Source organism: Leclercia sp. UBA5076 (genome assembly GCF_002416465.1).
GTDB lineage: Bacteria > Pseudomonadota > Gammaproteobacteria > Enterobacterales > Enterobacteriaceae > Enterobacter.
Genome location: NZ_DIAO01000004.1, coordinates 451965 through 470529, shown reverse-complemented (window position 1 = coordinate 470529; position 18565 = coordinate 451965). Strand labels below are relative to the sequence as shown.

At 54.7% G+C, this 18565-nt stretch carries 20 protein-coding genes; 5 read left to right on the top strand and 15 right to left on the bottom strand.

Annotated features, from left to right (window positions below; all coding sequences use genetic code 11):
* Positions 1-23: 23 nt before the first annotated feature.
* The gene (pagP, locus tag B3X29_RS05890; protein WP_255410820.1) at positions 24-599 is read left to right on the top strand and encodes a lipid IV(A) palmitoyltransferase PagP; all 576 of its coding nucleotides are present in this window, start codon (positions 24-26) and stop codon (positions 597-599) included.
* A 190-nt stretch (positions 600-789) separates the two neighbouring features.
* Positions 790-999: a transcription antiterminator/RNA stability regulator CspE gene (gene cspE / locus B3X29_RS05885; RefSeq protein WP_002439184.1), complete on the top strand. Its 210-nt coding sequence runs from the start codon at positions 790-792 to the stop codon at positions 997-999.
* A 220-nt stretch (positions 1000-1219) separates the two neighbouring features.
* Here cspE and crcB read toward each other — a convergent pair whose 3' ends face one another.
* The gene (gene crcB, locus B3X29_RS05880) at positions 1220-1603 is read right to left on the bottom strand and encodes a fluoride efflux transporter CrcB (protein WP_103178657.1); all 384 of its coding nucleotides are present in this window, start codon (positions 1601-1603) and stop codon (positions 1220-1222) included.
* Positions 1604-1669: 66 nt separating this feature from the next.
* Here crcB and B3X29_RS05875 point away from each other — a divergent pair, with 66 nt between their 5' ends.
* On the top strand, positions 1670-2458 hold the full coding sequence (locus tag B3X29_RS05875; protein ID WP_103178658.1) for a deaminated glutathione amidase: 789 nt from the start codon (positions 1670-1672) through the stop codon (positions 2456-2458).
* 125 nt (positions 2459-2583) lie between these two features.
* Positions 2584-2787, top strand: coding sequence for a twin-arginine translocase subunit TatE (gene tatE / locus B3X29_RS05870; RefSeq protein WP_103178659.1), 204 nt, complete (start codon positions 2584-2586; stop codon positions 2785-2787).
* A gap of 84 nt (positions 2788-2871) precedes the next feature.
* Here tatE and lipA read toward each other — a convergent pair whose 3' ends face one another.
* The 14 genes from lipA to leuS all read right to left on the bottom strand — a co-directional run bounded on the left by lipA (position 2872) and on the right by leuS (position 17858).
* Positions 2872-3837 (bottom strand): lipoyl synthase, encoded by a 966-nt coding sequence (gene lipA / locus B3X29_RS05865; protein ID WP_103178660.1) that lies wholly within the window; start codon positions 3835-3837, stop codon positions 2872-2874.
* A 206-nt stretch (positions 3838-4043) separates the two neighbouring features.
* Positions 4044-4997 (bottom strand): YbeF family transcriptional regulator, encoded by a 954-nt coding sequence (locus B3X29_RS05860; RefSeq protein WP_156654091.1) that lies wholly within the window; start codon positions 4995-4997, stop codon positions 4044-4046.
* Positions 4998-5301: 304 nt separating this feature from the next.
* The gene (gene lipB / locus B3X29_RS05855; protein WP_103178662.1) at positions 5302-5943 is read right to left on the bottom strand and encodes a lipoyl(octanoyl) transferase LipB; all 642 of its coding nucleotides are present in this window, start codon (positions 5941-5943) and stop codon (positions 5302-5304) included.
* Between the two features lie 92 nt (positions 5944-6035).
* Positions 6036-6299 (bottom strand): DUF493 family protein YbeD, encoded by a 264-nt coding sequence (gene ybeD / locus B3X29_RS05850; protein WP_003022706.1) that lies wholly within the window; start codon positions 6297-6299, stop codon positions 6036-6038.
* A 107-nt stretch (positions 6300-6406) separates the two neighbouring features.
* Positions 6407-7618: a D-alanyl-D-alanine carboxypeptidase DacA gene (dacA, locus tag B3X29_RS05845; protein ID WP_103178663.1), complete on the bottom strand. Its 1212-nt coding sequence runs from the start codon at positions 7616-7618 to the stop codon at positions 6407-6409.
* Between the two features lie 138 nt (positions 7619-7756).
* Positions 7757-8878, bottom strand: coding sequence for an endolytic peptidoglycan transglycosylase RlpA (rlpA, locus tag B3X29_RS05840; protein ID WP_103178664.1), 1122 nt, complete (start codon positions 8876-8878; stop codon positions 7757-7759).
* A 10-nt stretch (positions 8879-8888) separates the two neighbouring features.
* Positions 8889-10001, bottom strand: coding sequence for a peptidoglycan glycosyltransferase MrdB (gene mrdB, locus B3X29_RS05835; protein ID WP_103178665.1), 1113 nt, complete (start codon positions 9999-10001; stop codon positions 8889-8891).
* Positions 10002-10003: 2 nt separating this feature from the next.
* Positions 10004-11905: a peptidoglycan DD-transpeptidase MrdA gene (gene mrdA, locus B3X29_RS05830; RefSeq protein ID WP_103178666.1), complete on the bottom strand. Its 1902-nt coding sequence runs from the start codon at positions 11903-11905 to the stop codon at positions 10004-10006.
* A 30-nt stretch (positions 11906-11935) separates the two neighbouring features.
* Positions 11936-12403, bottom strand: coding sequence for a 23S rRNA (pseudouridine(1915)-N(3))-methyltransferase RlmH (gene rlmH, locus B3X29_RS05825; RefSeq protein WP_103178667.1), 468 nt, complete (start codon positions 12401-12403; stop codon positions 11936-11938).
* A 3-nt stretch (positions 12404-12406) separates the two neighbouring features.
* Complete coding sequence (rsfS, locus tag B3X29_RS05820) at positions 12407-12724, bottom strand: ribosome silencing factor (protein WP_103178668.1); 318 nt, start codon at positions 12722-12724, stop codon at positions 12407-12409.
* 270 nt (positions 12725-12994) lie between these two features.
* Entirely contained in the window at positions 12995-13648 is a 654-nt protein-coding gene (nadD, locus tag B3X29_RS05815) for a nicotinate-nucleotide adenylyltransferase (protein WP_103178670.1), read from the bottom strand.
* A 3-nt stretch (positions 13649-13651) separates the two neighbouring features.
* Entirely contained in the window at positions 13652-14683 is a 1032-nt protein-coding gene (holA, locus tag B3X29_RS05810; RefSeq protein WP_159339292.1) for a DNA polymerase III subunit delta, read from the bottom strand.
* Positions 14683-15261 (bottom strand): LPS assembly lipoprotein LptE, encoded by a 579-nt coding sequence (gene lptE, locus B3X29_RS05805; protein WP_103178672.1) that lies wholly within the window; start codon positions 15259-15261, stop codon positions 14683-14685. The genes holA and lptE overlap by 1 nt, the downstream gene beginning before the upstream one ends.
* A gap of 14 nt (positions 15262-15275) precedes the next feature.
* Positions 15276-17858 (bottom strand): leucine--tRNA ligase, encoded by a 2583-nt coding sequence (gene leuS / locus B3X29_RS05800; RefSeq protein ID WP_159339291.1) that lies wholly within the window; start codon positions 17856-17858, stop codon positions 15276-15278.
* 215 nt (positions 17859-18073) lie between these two features.
* Between leuS and B3X29_RS05795 the strand changes: the two genes are divergently transcribed.
* Positions 18074-18556: a zinc ribbon-containing protein gene (locus B3X29_RS05795; protein WP_103823619.1), complete on the top strand. Its 483-nt coding sequence runs from the start codon at positions 18074-18076 to the stop codon at positions 18554-18556.
* The last annotated feature ends 9 nt before the right edge of the window (positions 18557-18565 follow it).

The window sequence follows — 18565 nt, the reverse complement described above, 5'->3', positions numbered from 1 at the left end:
AATATGAAAATGGTAATTTGATTGTGACGTTTTTTAATAAATCTTTCCTTATTTTTTCTTTTATTTTTGCTCAGTTACCTTTTTCAACTGCGGCAATGGCTAAAGATGTGCCTACTCTCAGGGACTGGGTCAAAACGATCCACAACGATATGGTTGAAACCTGGGAGGCGCCCCAGCATTACGATCTCTATGTCCCCGCCATCACCTGGCATGCCCGCTTTGCCTACGATAAAGAGAAGACCGATCGCTATAACGAACGTCCGTGGGGCGCGGGAGCGGGCCAGTCGCGCTGGGATGAAAAAGGTAACTGGCATGGACTTTATGCCATGGCGTTTAAAGACTCTTACAATAAATGGGAGCCGATTGCGGGCTACGGCTGGGAGAAAACCTGGCGGCCGCTGGCCGATGACAACCTCCATCTGGGGCTCGGGTTTACTGCTGCAGTGACGGCGCGCGATAACTGGAATTACATCCCCGTTCCGGTGCTCTTACCGCTGGCTTCTGTGGGATATGGTCCGGCAACCTTCCAGATGACCTACATCCCCGGTACCTATAACAACGGCAACGTTTACTTCGCCTGGATGCGGTTTCAGTTTTAACTGAAAAAACTTTACACGCTGGTGATTTAATAGCCAGTTATTGAATAGTAAAGGATAAAAATTGGGCAGGAAAAATTAACGCGACTTTTGTCACTTTTCTTCAAAAAGCCACTGGACAAAACCGCTAACAATTGTTGTACTGATACCCGACACAGCATTTGTGTCCAATTTTCATGTAAAGGTAATTTTGATGTCTAAGATTAAAGGTAACGTTAAGTGGTTTAATGAGTCCAAAGGATTCGGTTTCATTACTCCGGAAGATGGCAGCAAAGACGTGTTCGTACACTTCTCTGCAATCCAGAGCAATGGTTTCAAAACTCTGGCTGAAGGTCAGCGCGTTGAGTTTGAAATCACTAACGGTGCCAAAGGCCCTTCTGCTGCTAACGTAATCGCTCTGTAATTCAGACGAGACAGCAAGAATTTCAAAACCCGCTCACCGAGCGGGTTTTTTTCGTTTTCAGCTCAGCTAAACATGTACAGTTTCAGAAAGCTGGCGATAATCAGTATGCCCAGCATCACCGCCCCTGCGCTTGCCATTTTCTCTTTCATTCCCACGCCCTCTCAGTCAACTGCCTCAAGGGTGCCTGAGAAAAATTAAGCCAACATTAAGGGCCGTGGTTTTAGTGTGCGTTAATTGCAGAAACTAACCAAAATGCGAGCGCGGTCATCATTAGCGAGCCCAGCAGATTGACCGCGACGTTCAGCAGCGCCCAGGCGGCGCGGCCATCCTGTAACAGGAACACCACTTCCGCCGAGAAGGTTGAGAACGTGGTCAGCCCGCCGCAGAAGCCGGTGGTGATCAATAATTTCCACACCGGATCGATGTGGGTCATCCTGTTGAACCACGCCAGCCCCAGGCCAATAATAAAGGCACCCGTGAGATTCGCTGCCAGCGTGCCGAACGGGATTTGCTGATGCAGCGGATTAAATCGCATGCTCAACAGCCAGCGCGCCACGCTTCCTGTGCCCCCACCGATAAAAACGGCTAAAAGTAGTTGAAACACGAACAATACCTGCTGTTTGATGTGTAAGGGCTATGAGTGTAACGCCGTTTGAGGCAGGGGGAAAATATGTACGTGGCGGTTGGACAGTTTGCAGTAACAGCGGAGTGGCAAAAAAATGCCGAAACCTGCGTGTCGCTGATGGCACAGGCGGCAGAGCAGGGGGCATCGCTGCTGGTCCTACCCGAAGCGCTGCTGGCACGTGATGATAACGATCCCGACCTCTCTGTAAAGTCCGCCCAGCAGCTCGACGGTGGCTTTCTGACGCGGTTGCTGGAGGAGAGCGCACGTAATCACCTGACTACGGTACTGACCGTACATGTTCCTTCAAGCAGAGGCAGAGCCATTAACACCCTTGTCGCCCTACGCGACGGCAGGATCGTTGCGCAGTACGCCAAACTCCATCTTTATGATGCGTTCAGTATTCAGGAGTCCCGTCTGGTTGATGCGGGCTCGGTTGTGCCGCCGCTGATTGAGATCGACGGCATCCATCTGGGGCTAATGACCTGCTACGATTTGCGCTTCCCGGAGATGGCATTGAATCTGGCGCTGGCGGGAGCTGAGGTATTGGTTTTACCTGCGGCATGGGTCAGAGGGCCGCTCAAGGAGCACCACTGGTCAACGCTTCTGGCGGCCCGGGCGCTGGATACAACCTGCTATGTGATCGCAGCAGGCGAGTGCGGCAATAAGAATATCGGTCAGAGCCGCATTATCGATCCCCTGGGCGTGACCATTGCAGCCGCGGCTGAAGGCCCGGCACTGTTGCTGGCTGAGATCGACCGGGAGCGCATCATCAAGGCGCGCCAGCAGTTGCCGGTCCTGCGCAACCGACGTTTCGCGCCACCGCAATTATTGTGAGTTTTTTAAACAACGCTTGATTCACCTTGTTACAGATTGCTATTGTGTGCGGGCGCCAAATGACCGTTAATAAGGTCGGGTTTTTAAGGCGCGAAATGCAGCCTGTTTACGTCAAGAAGGTATCTATGGGTGAGATTAGTATTACCAAACTGCTGGTGGTAGCCGCACTGGTTGTCCTGCTGTTTGGTACCAAAAAATTACGTACGCTGGGCGGAGACCTGGGTGCTGCCATCAAAGGCTTTAAAAAGGCGATGAACGAGGATGACGCAACGGCGAAAAGAAGTGCCGACGCGGATATCACTGCCGAGAAGCTCTCTCACAAAGAGTAACGGCAACGCGTTAAAGCGTTTGATAAAAAAACCGGCCTGTAAGCCGGTTTTTTTATGGGTGAACTGTAAACTTTTGTGACGGGTTTACTTCACCTCTTCGCCTTTCGCCTGCATATCGGCGTGATAAGACGAACGCACAAACGGACCACAGGCAGCGTGGGTGAAGCCCATTGCCATCGCTTCGGCTTTCATCTCGTCAAACTCTTCCGGGCTCACGTAGCGCTGCACTGGCAGGTGGTGACGGCTTGGCTGCAAATACTGGCCCAGCGTCAGCATGGTGACGCCATGACGACGCAGATCGCGCATCACTTCAACGATCTCTTCGTTGGTTTCACCCAGCCCGACCATCAGACCCGATTTCGTCGGGATATCCGGATGGGCTTCTTTAAAGCGCTCCAGCAGCTTCAGGGACCAGTTGTAATCTGCACCCGGGCGCACCTGACGATAGAGGCGCGGTACGTTTTCCAGGTTGTGGTTAAAGACATCTGGCGGGTTGGCATTGAGAATCTCCAGCGCGCGATCCATACGGCCACGGAAGTCCGGAACCAGCGTCTCAATCTTAATGGACGGGCTTTTCTCACGGATGGCAGTGATGCAGTCAGCAAAGTGCTGAGCGCCGCCGTCGCGCAGATCGTCACGGTCGACGGAGGTGATAACCACATAGCGCAACGCCATATCAGCAATGGTCTGCGCCAGTTTCTGGGGTTCATTGGCGTCCGGGGCGACAGGACGTCCGTGGGCAACGTCACAGAATGGGCAACGGCGGGTACAGATTGCGCCGAGGATCATGAAGGTCGCGGTGCCGTGGTTGAAACATTCAGCGAGGTTCGGGCAGGAGGCTTCTTCACAAACGGAGTGAAGGCCGTTTTTGCGCATCGCCGCTTTAATTCCCTGAATACGCGAAGAGTCCGCCGGAAGTTTAATTTTCATCCATGCCGGTTTTCTTAACAGCGCTTCGCGCTCCGTAGCCACGTTTTTAACCGGGATTAGGGCCATTTTATCGGCATCGCGGTATTTAACACCGCGTTCCATCACAATGGGTTTACTCATAGCGTGCGTCTTCCAGTTGCGAATATCGAAGGAAAGCGTTTCAATTCAAGGGAATGTTGTATTTATCAACTATTTTTGAACGAACGACAGGCAGTATATCATTGATACGGACGATAAAGCAGCCTGCCCGGTCGCCAAATTGTAAAATAGTTGTTGTTTTGAGCCTTTTATGCGGAATAACCCGCTTTTATGGATGAGGATAAGGCTTAAAAGGCCTGGCGGATGACGTTGATGAGATTTTCCAGCACCGGGTCGCGCAGGCTCAGCTTGTTGTAATACAGCGAGATTTCTACGCATTCAGCATTGAGCGGGGCGAAGGGGATCTGCTCCAGCGGCCAGCAATGGCGTACCAGGTTAAACAGGCGCTCCGGGATGATACCAATCAGATCGCTGTTGCCGATCAGGGCGGCAATCGTAAAAAGATTGTAACTGCTGAAGTTGACCTGCTTTTCCGGGAAAATGTCGTTAATGCGTTGTCGCAGCCCATTCAGGTTTTGGCCTTCCAGCGTGAGCAGCGTTTGCTCATAGTGCTGCAAATTGTCTACCGTTGCGGCCTGGCTCAGCGCCGGATGGTCTTTACGGCAGATTAGCAGCAGTCTGTCGGCGAAAAGTACGTGGTGGCTCAGGGCGCGGGCATTCAGGGAATTGCTGTCCACAATCAGATCGGACTGGAACTGCCCTAACTGCGTCTCGGCGTCAACGATCGAAATATTACGCAGCATCAGGTGTGGCGCATGGATCTTCACGGCCTGGTAGATTGGCGGCAGAACCAGAGCGCCTACGGTCGGGGTCGTGCCAATGGTGATAGTGCGCTGCTTATCGTAGCTGCCGGTAAGATCCAGCGCCCCGAGAATCGATTCCAGCCCCTGGCTGATATATTCGTGCAGATGTGTGGCGTAGGCGGTGGGGGTCACCCCCTGGCCTTTACGAATAAAGAGCGGATCGGGAAAAATTGTCCGTAATTTTTGAATGGACTGACTAATTGCCGAGGGAGTGAGATTCAGAATTTTCGCAGCATTAACGATCCCTTTATGAACATATACCGCCTCAAAAATCGTCAATAAGTTGAGATCGATATTACGTAAAGTCCGAAAAATTTGCGGTTTTGCATCACTGCCGATTTCACTCAAGCGCTTTTCTGGAAGTTTATTATTATCCACGCTATCCCTCCATATATATTCACGATATAAATAATAGTTGAATTTAAATAATGTGCTTATTGAGATGGGTAAACAGGTTCTGTTAATTGAGGTTCTTTACATTAACTCTTTGAATTACATTGTTTTCGATCAGGCGTGACTGCGCCAGTCGGCATGCCATGCCGACGCGGAAAAACAGGTGAAATGCGAATGTGCAGACGTGTTGCAGGCGTTTTGAAAATATAGAAATCAGGGAGTGTTGTAAAGGATAAATGGTTCAAATAAGACTGGCTCATCAAATAAATGAGCCAGTCGGGAAAGAGAATTAAGCAGCAATATATTTATGAGGTGGATTATTTAGCAGTGCTAAAATAGAGTTAACCAAATGTGGGCGCGCCACCTCGGGCGTAATGTCCTTGACCCACTCACACATTTGCGCCATCTCCATCCCGGCATAACCGCAAGGGTTAATGCGCTGAAAAGGCGAAAGATCCATATTGATGTTTAATGCCAGACCGTGAAAAGAGCACCCTTTACGAATTCGCAGACCAAGGGAGCATATCTTTCTTTCACCGACATAGACGCCGGGAGCGTCCGCCCGCGGGTGCGCATCAATATCAAATTCAGCCAGCGTGTTAACCACTGTCTGTTCCAGCAGCGTCACCAGCTCGCGCACGCCGAGCTTTCTGCGTTTCAGGTTAAGCAGAACATACATCACCTGCTGGCCCGGCCCGTGATAGGTAATCTGTCCGCCACGATCGCTCTGGATAACCGGTATATCGCCAGGCATCAACAGATGCTCAGCTTTGCCTGCCTGGCCCTGGGTAAAGACGGGGGGATGCTCTACCAGCCATATCTCATCCGGCGTGTTCTCGTCGCGTGTGTCAGTAAATTCATGCATAGCCTGGGAGACAGGCTCATAGGGCTGCAGCCCAAGCTGGCGAACGAGAAGGGTGTCCTGATACAAAACGATCTCTCCGAACGAAGGAACAAACTGTAGCGGGGAGTATATCACAGAGGAGAAGCAGGTTACCCGGCGATGCGGGTAACCGAAAGGCGTTAAAGCACCATACGAACGATATCGATATTGCCGAGCTCTTCGTACAGGGTCTCGACTTGTTCAATATGCGTGGCCGTGATGGTGATCGACACAGAGTGGTAGTTACCTTTGCTGCTTGGTTTCACCGTCGGAGAGTAGTCTCCTGGCGCATGGCGCTGTACCACCTCAACCACCTGATCAACCAGCTCAGGCAACGCCTGTCCCATTACTTTGTAAGTAAAAGGAGTAGGGAATTCAAGCAGTTCATTAAGTTTGGTTTTCATGGGAGCTCCGGCAGTACGTCAAAAAAATAATAACTCCCACATCAGGTGGGAGTTATCAGGTTACATAGTATATGGGGACAGAAATCACACTTTCAAGTGTTCAATTCTTAACCAAACCAGTGATGGAACATCAATTTAATGTAATCAATGATTTTGCCGAAGAAATTGCCTTCAGGGATTTCATCCAGCACCACCAGTGGGCGCTGATCGATGGTTTTACCATCGAGCTGGAAGTTGATGGTGCCGACAACCTGGTTTTTCTTCAGCGGGGCGTGCAGCTCGCTGGCGTTCAGCACATAGCTGGCCTTCAGATCTTTCATGCGTCCACGAGGAATGGTCAGGTAGAGATCTTTATCTACACCCAGGGAGGCACGATCGTTATTACCGAACCAGACCGGCTCAGAAGCAAACTCTTTCCCCGCTTTCAGCGGGTTAACGGTTTCGAAGAAGCGGAAGCCCCAGGTCAGCAGCTTCTTGCTCTCAGTCTCGCGTCCTTTAAAGGTACGACCGCCCATCACGGCAGAGATAAGACGCATCTGGCCTTCCGTCGCCGAGGCGACCAGGTTGTAACCCGCTTTTTCAGTGTGGCCGGTTTTGATGCCGTCAACGTTCAGGCTGTTGTCCCACAGCAGGCCGTTACGGTTGGTCTGACGAATACCGTTAAAGGTGAACTCTTTCTCTTTGTAGATGGTGTATTCGTTCGGTACGTCACGGATCAGCGCCTGACCAATCAGCGCCATATCGCGCGCAGAGCTGTACTGACCTTCAGCATCCAGGCCGTGAACCGTCTGGAAGTGGCTGTTTTTCAGACCCAGCGCGCTCACGTAGCTGTTCATCAGGCCGACGAAGGCATCCTGGCTGCCAGCCGCAAAGTCTGCCATCGCCACGCAGGCATCGTTACCGGACTGCAGGTTGATGCCGCGGATCAGCTGAGAGACAGGCACCTGCATACCCGGTTTCAGGAACATCAAAGATGAGCCCTTAAATACCGGGTTGCCGGTAGCCCATGCATCGTTACCGATGGTGACCAGGTCGGTCTCTTTGAATTTACCTGCTTTCATGGCCTGACCGATGACATAGCTGGTCATCATTTTGGTCAGACTGGCCGGATCGCGTCGTGCATCAGCGTTCTGTTCAGCCAACACTTTGCCGGAGTTGTAGTCGATCAGGATGTAGGATTCCGCGTCGATCTGCGGAACGCCTGGGATCATGGTCTTGATATTCAGGTCATCGGCGTGAGCAACAGAGAGCGTGGCAGCGCAAAGCGCCGTAGTGAGCGCCATGCGCTGCATAAAACGAGCGGAGAAAGTGGTCTTCATGGTCAGAACAACGACATCCGTGATGGAATTAAAAAAAGTGCCTTACTATAGCAAATGCTATACAGGCAGGCATCCGACTTTCAGCATGAGAATGTGAATCATCATGACAAAAACTGACAATTCGGATACCGCCGATTATCATTTTGCAACAGCGATAAATGACTGTAACTGCGCTTCATTCTGCAGGCGCTGCTGCAACGCGGCGGCCTCAGATTTGCTGGCAAACGGGCCTAACTGGATACGCCAGACTGCACCATTTTGCTCAACACGACCCGGAACACCAAACTGCTGGCCGAGGCGCTGCTGATACTGCTGCGCACGTGCCCGATCGCTGACTGCGCCAACCTGCACGACATAGCCACCGGCCTGGGCAGGGGCGGAAACGGGGGCCGTAACCGGCGCCTGAGTCGGAGCGGAAACTGGCGCAGTGACCGGAGCTGTCTGGTTCACCGGCGCGGTGACGACCGGCTGCGGCGCTGGCGGTTCGCTGCCTTCCAGTACACCTGGCGCAAGCGTGGTGGGTGCGCCGAGGAAGCCGCTGCTGCTGACCGGTGCGCCCATGCTGTCTTCGCTTTTCAGCGTGTCGTTACTGATGGGGCGCACGTCACCCTGCGGCGCAGGTTCGGAAACGGACGACGCGCTACCCATACCGCCGCTCAGATCGGGACGCGCGGGCAGGGCATAAGTCTGTTTTGCCACGGTAGTACAGGCCATACCCGGGCCGGAGAGCGAACCGTCCTGGGCGACAATAATCGGGTCGATCCGCACTTTGGTATTGTTTGACGTGTTCAGGCGGTCTGCCGCGGCGCGCGAAAGCGAGATGACGCGATCGTTGCCGTAAGGGCCCCGGTCATTAATACGCACCACGATCATCCGGCCATTCGCCAGGTTGGTGATACGCGCATAGCTCGGGATCGGCAGGGTCGGATGCGCAGCCGTAAGCTGCATTGGATCAAACACTTCACCGGATGCGGTCAGGTTGCTTCCCGGCTCGGCATCATAAATAGCCGCCAGGCCTGCCTGACTGAAGCGGGAAAGATCCTGGACGATTTTGTAGCTCTTACCGTCTCGCTCGTAATCCTGGTTCGCGGTAGCGCTGAGCGGTTCAAAGCGCGGATCGGCTCCGCTGATCTCAACCACCGGACCATTACATACTGCCGGCTGCGGCGGTGCGACGGTCGCTTGCTGCTGACCATCGTCACTTGTACAGGCTGCCAGTAAACTCACTGCGATGCAGATCCCAGACCACTGCTTACGCATTGCGTGCCCCTTATACGCTTTTTGACAACATTTTTCTGTGTGTGTGGATCGACATGACGATCCCGAACCCGGCCATCAGAACGATCAGGGCCGAGCCTCCGTAACTCACCAGGGGAAGCGGTACGCCTACCACCGGCAGAATACCGCTCACCATACCAATATTTACGAAAACATAAACGAATAAAATCAACATCAAGCCACCGGCCATCACGCGGCCAAAGGTGGTTTGCGCCCGGGCGGCTATCCACAATCCACGCATGATCAACAGCAGGTAGAGCGCCAGCAGGATCAAAATCCCCACCAGACCTAACTCTTCGGCCAGTACCGCGAAAATAAAGTCGGTATGGCGTTCGGGCAGGAACTCAAGCTGCGACTGTGTTCCGTGCAGCCAGCCTTTACCGCGCAGGCCGCCAGAGCCGATTGCAATCTTCGACTGTATAATATGATAGCCTGCTCCCAGCGGGTCGCTCTCCGGATCCAGCAGCATCATCACACGCTGACGCTGGTAATCATGCATCAGGAAGAACCACAGAATCGGTACAAAGGCTGCGACCAGCACCACCGCAATGCCGATAAGCCGCCAGCTCAGGCCAGAGAGGAACAGTACGAACAGGCCGGAGAGGGCGATCAGGATTGAGGTGCCGAGGTCTGGCTGCGCCGCCACCAGCAGCGTCGGCAGGAAGATCAGCACCAGCGCGATAGCCGTATTTTTCAGCGACGGCGGACACACATCACGGTTGATAAAGCGCGCCACCATGAGGGGGACGGCGATTTTCGCAATCTCTGAGGGCTGAAAACGCACAATACCCAGGTCGAGCCAGCGCTGCGCGCCTTTCGAAATCGCCCCGAACGCATCGACCGCCACCAGCAGAATAATACAGAAGATGTAGAGATAGGGGGCCCAGCCTTCGTAGACGCGCGGCGGGATCTGCGCCATCACCACCATGATGATCAGACCCATGGTGATCTGGCCGATCTTGCGTTCGGTCATCCCGAGGTCCTGGCCGCTGGCGCTCCAGATGACCAGGGCGCTATAAACCAGCAGCGCCAGCAGGATCAGCAGCATGGCCGGGTCGATGTGGATCTTGTCCCACAGCGATTTTTTATTCGGATTATCCGTCACGATTATTGGTCCTCCGCGCCGGCGGCAGCCGGGCTCTCGCTCGGCAGGTCAGTGTTGTTGTCACCCAGCATAATGTGGTCAAGGATCTGGCGCATAATGGTGCCGACCGCCGGGCCGGCACCGCCGTTTTCCAGAATGATCGACACAGCAACCTGTGGGTTCTCATAAGGGGCAAACGCAATCATCAGCTTATGGTCACGCAGACGTTCAGCAATTTTGTGTGCGTTATAGGTTTCGTTCGCCTTCAGGCCGAAGACCTGCGCAGTACCGGATTTGGCAGCAATTTTGTACGGTGCGCCGGCAAAGTACTTATGGGCCGTACCGTTCGCGCGGTTAGCAACGCCGTACATCCCGTCTTTGGCAATTTCCCAGTAACCGGAGTGGATGTCTCCCACCGGCGGTTCATGGGGCTGCGCCCACGGCACTTTTTTGCCATCTTCGACGGTGCTCATTAGCAGGTGCGGCACTTTCACCACCCCGTCGTTGATAAGGATCATCAGCGCTTTGTTCATCTGGATCGGGGTCGCGGTCCAGTAGCCCTGGCCGATGCCTACCGGAATGGTGTCACCCTGATACCACGGCTTTTTAAAGCGTTTCAGCTTCCATTCTCGGGTTGGCATGTTACCGGAACGCTCTTCGGCCAGGTCGATACCGGTGTAATGGCCATAGCCAAATTTGCCCATCCATTCCGAGAGACGGTCGATGCCCATATCGTAGGCCACCTGGTAGAAGAAGGTGTCTGCCGACTCCTCCAGCGATTTGGTGACGTTCAGATGACCGTGCCCCCACTTTTTCCAGTCGCGGTAGCGTTTTTCAGAGCCCGGCAGCTGCCACCAGCCCGGGTCGAAGAGACCGGTGTTGCGGGTGATGACCCCGGCGCTCAGGGCCGAGACCGCCACGTACGGTTTCACCGTTGACGCAGGCGGATAGACCCCCTGGGTCGCGCGGTTGACCAGCGGCGTATTCGGGTCGTTGAGCAGGCCAGAATAGTCTTTGCTGGAGATGCCATCCACAAACAGGTTCGGGTCATAGCTCGGGGTTGAAACCAGCGACAGAATGCTGCCGGTGCGCGGATCGGTGACAATCACCGCCGCACGACTGCCTGCCAGCAGGGTTTCGATATACTGCTGGAGCTTAAGATCCAGGGTCAGATAGATGTCATGTCCGGCCTGCGGCGGCACCTCTTTCAACTGACGGATCACCCTTCCCCGGTTGTTAACCTCAACTTCTTCATAACCGGTCTGGCCGTGGAGAACGTCTTCGTAATAACGCTCAATACCCAGCTTGCCGATATCGTGCGTTGCCGCGTAGTTGGCGAGCTTGCCATCTTTATCCAGCCTGTCGACATCTTTATCGTTGATTTTCGAGACATAGCCGATAACGTGAGTTAGCGCAGAGCCGTACGGATAGAAGCGACGTTTGTAGCCTTTAACTTCCACGCCGGGGAAGCGGTACTGGTTCACGGCGAAGCGGGCAACCTGCACTTCGGTGAGGTTGGTTTTTACCGGGATCGAGGTAAAGCGGTGCGAGCGTGAGCGCTCTTTTTTGAAGGCGGCGATATCGTCATCAGTAAGATCGACCACATTGCGCAGCGCATCAAGCGTCTGCTGCACGTTATCGACCTTCTCCGGCATCATTTCAATCTGGTAGATGGTGCGGTTCAGCGCCAGCGGCGTACCGTTGCGGTCATAGATGATGCCGCGACTGGGGGCGATGGGAACAAGTTTGATGCGGTTTTCGTTGGAGCGGGTCTGGTAATCGGTAAAACGGACAATCTGCAGATTATAGAGGTTGGCGATCAGCACGCCAGTCAGCAGCAAAATCCCCAAAAAGGCGACCAGCGCCCGGCGCACAAACAGCGCGGACTCAGCCGTATAGTCGCGAAAAGAATTCTGTAGTTTCATCCGCTGCTTAATTTATCCAGGACTTAATCATTACTCACGGTGATAAGGGTGGTTGGTCGTGATGCTCCACGCGCGGTAGAGGCTTTCAGCAACCAGAACCCGAACCAGCGGGTGGGGGAGCGTCAGCGCGGAGAGAGACCAACTCTGTTCTGCTGCCGCTTTGCAGGCGGGGGATAACCCCTCCGGTCCGCCAATTAACAGGCTGACGTCGCGACCGTCCTGCTTCCAGCGTTCCAGCTCAACCGCCAGTTGCGGCGTATCCCAGGGTTTGCCCGGAATATCGAGAGTGACGATGCGGTTTTTACCGGCAGCAGCCAGCATCAGTTCACCCTCTTTATCGAGAATACGTTTGATATCCGCGTTTTTACCGCGCTTGCCAGCGGGGATCTCCACCAGCTCGAACGGCATGTCTTTTGGAAAACGACGCAGATATTCAGTAAACCCCGTTTGTACCCAGTCGGGCATTTTTGTACCGACGGCTACCAGTTGCAGCTTCACGCATTAACCCCAGAGTTTTTCCAGCTCATACAGGCGACGGCTCTCTTCCTGCATGACGTGGACAATCACATCGCCAAGGTCAACGACGACCCAGTCAGCGGTCGCTTCGCCTTCAACGCCGAGCGGCATCATGCCGGCAGCGCGAGACTCCTGAACCACATGATCGGCGATGGAGGCAACATGGCGCGTAGAAGTGCCGGTGCAGATAATCATGCAATCGGTGATGCTTGATTTGCCCTGAACGTCGATGGCAATGATGTCCTGACCTTTCAGATCATCAATTTTGTCGATAACAAAATCCTGGAGTGCTTTACCCTGCAAGTTTTCCCCCTGGGAGAGTGAGATTGAACAACTATAAATTCGTAGCCAGACAGTATACCTGAACTGGCTGCAGTGTCGGGACAAATGTCACCGGACGGGCATGAGAAGGCGGGTATCATCCCACCCTCAGCCGAAGATTGCATCGCCATTTTTGTAAAACAGTTTTTGTAAAACAGTGCTGGCGGGAAGTCTGGCAGCGGAGGATATCAGCCTGGTCGGGGGTGTCAATGGCGAGAGCGCGAATGGCGCGCTTTTTCTCCCGGGCGCCAGTCAGTTGCTGCTTTTCTGATACAACCCCTGCTGTTGAATATAACGCAACACCGGCATCGGTAACATCTCATCACAGGGGAGCCCCTGCTGCAGGCGCTGGCGGATAAGTGTGGCTGAGATATCAAACCAGGGCGTCTCCGCGAGGTAAATTTTGCCGGCAGGCTGGTTGTGCAGATCTTCAGATTGATAAGTGAGGTGCTGCTCCAGCCACAGCTGATGCCGCTCCTCTTTCATCGCCAGGGGATAGCCTGGCCGACGGCAGACGATTAAATGGCTGTTATCGAGGATTGTTTCGTACTGATACCAGCTCGGGAAATTGAGCAGCGAGTCCTGGCCGATAATAAAGGCCAGCGGTTTTTCCGGCCCCTGTTCGCGTCGCCACTCCTCTAGCGTCTGCGCCGTATAGGAGGGGCTGTTCCGGCGCAGCTCGCGCTCATCAAGAACAAACAGCGGTTTATCGGCGATCGCCAGCTCCAGCATCTGTTTGCGCTGGGCGGGGGTAGCCTCGGGCTGCGGGCGATGCGGCGGCACGTTGTTCGGCATAATAGTGACGCATTGCAGGCCAATCTGGTTGGCCAGGATCTCGACCGGTTTCAGATGCCCGTAATGTACCGGGTCAAAGGTGCCGCCATAGAGTGCCTGTAGAGAGTGCATCTCTTACCCTTCTATAAAAATGTCTGCCAGCGCCTTGTGGCACAGCAGCAGAGAAAGGCTTTCCAGCTCAGACCAGATCGACTGACCGTAATCCTGCTTCAGAGTCAGTTCGGTGCGTGTCAGAAGCTGAACGGCCTGGCGCAGCTGTTCCGGGCTCAGCCGGTTCAGGGCTTCGGTGGTCATGACGCGGCGGTTCTGCCAGACCCGGTGTTTATCAAACAGCGCGCGCAAAGGCGTATGCGCTGACTGGCGTTTAAGCGTCACCAGCAGCAGCAGTTCCCGCTGTAAGGTTCGCAGCAGAATCACCGGCTCGCTGCCTTCGAGACGCAGCTGCTGCAGAATATGCAGAGCGCGTTTGCTCTTAGCGGACAGCAGGGCATCGACCCAGTGAAAAGGGGTAAAGTGCGCCGCGTCGTTAACTGCCTGCTCAACGCGCGGTAAGGTCAGTTTGCCATCGGGCCAGAGCAGCGCCAGCCGCTCCAGAGCCTGGGCCAGCGCCAGCAGATTACCTTCGTAACAGTAACAAAGGAGCTGGTTGGCCGCGTCATCCAGCTGCAGATTGCGCTGCTTTGCCCGGGCCGCCACCCATTTTGGCAGATGCGCCTGCTCCGGTGTCTGGCAGGTCACCAGCACCGAATGGTTTGCCAGCGCCGTAAACCAGGCGGCATTTTCCTGCGCTTTGGTCAGTTTATTGCCGCGAACGATCAGCAGCAGATCGCTGTGCAGCAGGCTAACCAGCGTGGCAAGCTGTTCGTTGATCGCCGCGTTAGGGCCGTTTTCCGGGAGCTGGATAAGCAGCGTTTGCCGGGCAGCAAACAGGCTCATGGCCTGACAAAGGGAGAAAATCTCCTGCCAGTCGGTGCTGTTATCCAGGGTGAAACTGTGGTGCTCCTCAAAGCCCTGAGTGGCCGCAACCTGACGCACGGCGTCCTGGCTTTCCTGGAGCAGCAGCGGATCGTTTCCGAGAAACAGATACGCCGCGCGCAGCCCTTCATTGAGCTGCGCGCGGAGTTGTTCAGGGTACAACCTGAGCATTACTGACCCAGCGTCGTGGAGACGCGCGAGGAGGATGCCGTTGGCTGAGCAGCAGGCTGAGCTTTCAGGTCATTCTCTTTTTCAGCAGTCTGGACGCTCGGCAGCTTACGGATCAGCTGTTCCGCCGCCTTGTCGTACATTTCGTTGATGATAATGGTCTGCTCAGCGTCTTTCGCCAGTGCCGTCTGCGGGTTATCGAAGAACGAACGGTAGACCTTGGTGCTGATAGGGTAAATGTCACTACCCGGGATCAGTACCGCAGCGTGCACTTCCATCACCATCTGATATTCCGCAGTACGACCATCCTGGAAGATGGAGGCGGTATCCTGGCTCAGGGTAGAGTTCAGGATGCGGAACGATGGGATGTCCTGGCGCAGCGTACCTTTTTCGATCAGTTCAACGCCGTTAAGACGCAGCTGGTTACGAATGGCACGGCTAAGCGGACCATTTGGATCGCCCGAATCGAAAATCATCGTTTTCATCTGCTCCGGCACCTGTGTGGTGTTACGCAGATGCCAGCCACATCCGGCGGTGACCAGCACCGCTAGCGATAACAGTAATGTTGCCAGTTGTCGCACGCTTCCTCCCGCGCTTAGCCAACGACCAGGTTCAGCAGTTTACCAGGCACGTAGATCACTTTACGTACGGTAACGCCATCAAGATACTTCGCCACCAGAGTTTCCTGGCCAGCACGCTCGCGGACCTGCTCTTCGGTTGCATCAACCGGAACAGTAATCTTACCGCGAACTTTACCGTTGACCTGCACGACGACCAGCGTGGTGTTTTCCACCATTGCGGATTCATCAGCCACCGGCCACGGGGCATTGTCGATATCGCCTTCGCCGTTCAGCTCCTGCCACAGGGTGAAGCTGACGTGCGGGGTGAACGGGTTCAACATACGTACCACTGCCAGCAGCGCTTCACGCATGATGGCGCGATCCTGCTCGCCCTCCTGCGGGGCTTTCGCCAGCTTGTTCATCAATTCCATAATAGCCGCAATTGCGGTATTGAAGGTCTGACGGCGACCAATATCATCGGTCACTTTGGCAATCGTTTTATGCACATCGCGACGCAGCGCCTGCTGATCTTCCGTCAGCGCCGCGGTATTCAGTGCCGGTGCGTCACCCTGAGCGGTGTGCTCGTAAACCAGTTTCCAGACACGTTTCAGGAAGCGGTTAGCCCCTTCCACGCCGGACTCCTGCCATTCCAGAGTCATATCCGCCGGCGAGGCGAACATCATGAACAGGCGCACGGTATCGGCACCGTAGCGCTCAACCATCACCTGCGGGTCAATGCCGTTGTTTTTGGACTTCGACATTTTGCTCATGCCGGTATAAACCAGCTCGTGGCCCGCGGCATCTTTCGCCTTCACGATACGGCCTTTTTCGTCGCGCTCAACGATGGCATCAACCGGGGAGACCCAGTTACGCTCGCCGTTTGCGCCCACGTAGTAGAAGGCGTCGGCCAGCACCATGCCCTGACACAGCAGCTGTTTGGCTGGCTCGTCAGAGTTCACCAGGCCCGCGTCGCGCATCAGCTTGTGGAAGAAGCGGAAGTAGAGCAGGTGCATGATGGCGTGTTCGATACCGCCAATGTAGATATCTACCGGCAGCCAGTAGTTTGCGGCTTTGGAATCCAGCATCCCTTCCTGATGCTGCGGGCAGGTGTAACGCGCATAGTACCAGGAGGACTCCATAAAGGTGTCGAAGGTGTCGGTTTCACGCAGCGCAGGCATACCGTTTACGGTAGTCTTCGCCCACTCAGGGTCGGCTTTGATTGGGCTGGTGATGCCGTCCATGACCACATCTTCCGGCAGGATCACCGGGAGTTGATCTTCTGGCGTTGGCATAACGGTGCCATCTTCCAGGGTGACCATTGGAATTGGCGCGCCCCAGTAACGCTGACGGGAAACGCCCCAGTCGCGCAGACGGTAGTTAACTTTACGCTCGCCGACGCCCAGCGCGGCCAGTTTGTCAGCAATGGCGTTAAAGCCCTCTTCAAAGCTCAGGCCGCTAAATTCACCGGAGTTAAACAGGGTGCCTTTTTCGGTCAATGCCTGTTCAGACAGGTCAGGCTCGCTGCCATCTGCTGCCAGGATAACCGGCTTGATCGCCAGGTTGTATTTGGTGGCAAACTCATAGTCGCGCTGATCGTGACCCGGAACCGCCATGACAGCGCCCGTACCGTATTCCATCAGCACGAAGTTGGCGACCCAGACCGGGATTGCTTCGCCGGTCAGCGGGTGTTTGGCGTAGAAACCGGTGGCAATGCCTTTTTTCTCCATCGTCGCCATGTCGGCTTCGGCCACTTTGGTGTTGCGGCATTCGTCGATGAAGGTCGCCAGTTCCGGATTGTTCTCTGCCGCTTTCTGCGCCAGCGGGTGACCTGCGGCCACGGCCAGGTAGGTCGCACCCATGAAGGTGTCCGGACGGGTGGTGTAGACGGTCAGCGGCCGATCGTAGTTTTCAACGTTGAAGGTGATCTCTACCCCTTCAGAGCGGCCGATCCAGTTACGCTGCATGGTCTTCACGGTATCTGGCCAGTGGTCCAGGTTATCCAGATCGTTCAGCAGTTCGTCGGCGTAAGCGGTGATTTTGATAAACCACTGCGGGATCTCTTTGCGCTCAACTTTGGTGTCGCAGCGCCAGCAGCAGCCGTCGATAACCTGTTCGTTCGCCAGAACGGTCTGATCGTTCGGGCACCAGTTAACGGCGGAGGTTTTTTTGTAGACCAGCCCTTTTTTGTAGAGCTCGGTGAAGAACTTCTGCTCCCAGCGGTAATATTCCGGGGTGCAGGTCGCCAGCTCGCGGCTCCAGTCATAGCCAAAGCCCAGCATCTTGAGCTGGTTTTTCATGTAGGCGATGTTGTCGTAGGTCCATGGCGCTGGCGCAGTGTTGTTTTTTACCGCGGCACCTTCTGCAGGCAGACCAAACGCATCCCAGCCGATTGGCTGCAGGACGTTTTTACCCAGCATACGCTGATAACGGGCGATCACATCACCGATGGTGTAGTTACGCACGTGGCCCATGTGTAGTCGGCCAGAAGGATAGGGAAGCATCGACAGGCAGTAATACTTCTCTTTGCTCTCGTCTTCGGTGACTTCAAAAGTGCGCTTCTCGTCCCAGTGTTGCTGGACTTTCGATTCTATCTCTTCCGGGCGGTATTGCTCTTGCATGGCAGCCAGTGGTCCTGTGTTCAATACAGCTACAAACGTAGCCAATGGATGTGGTAATTCAGATCCGCATAGCATAGCCCAAACGCCCGCGTCAAAACAGCCTTTACCACTAAAAGCGCCTTGCAGGAATTTACGTAGAGTGTGGATGACCTGACAAAGCGGGGCGCAAATAAGGTCTATCATTAGAGAGGTTTACTTACCCGGGAGGCAAAATGATGAACAAGGTTGCTCAATTTTACCGTGAACTGGTCGCCACATTGACAGAACGTCTGCGGAATGGTGAGCGTGATATTGATGCGCTCGTCGAGCATGCACGCGTTAAGGTGATGCAGACGGGTGAGTTAACGCGCACCGAAGTGGAAGAGGTGACCCGCGCGGTTCGCCGCGATCTGGAAGAGTTCGCCCGTAGCTATGGCGAGAGTCAGGACGAGGCCACCGACAGCGTATTTATGCGGGTGATCAAAGAGAGCCTCTGGCAGGAGCTGGCGGACATTACCGATAAAACCCAGCTGGAGTGGCGTGAGGTCTTTCAGGATCTGAACCACCACGGGGTGTATCACAGCGGTGAGGTTGTCGGGCTGGGGAATCTGGTATGCGAGAACTGCCATTTCCACATGGCGATTTATACGCCGGAGATGCTGCCGGTCTGTCCTAAATGCGGCCACGATCAGTTCCAGCGTCGGCCATTTGAACCCTGAGGTAAACGC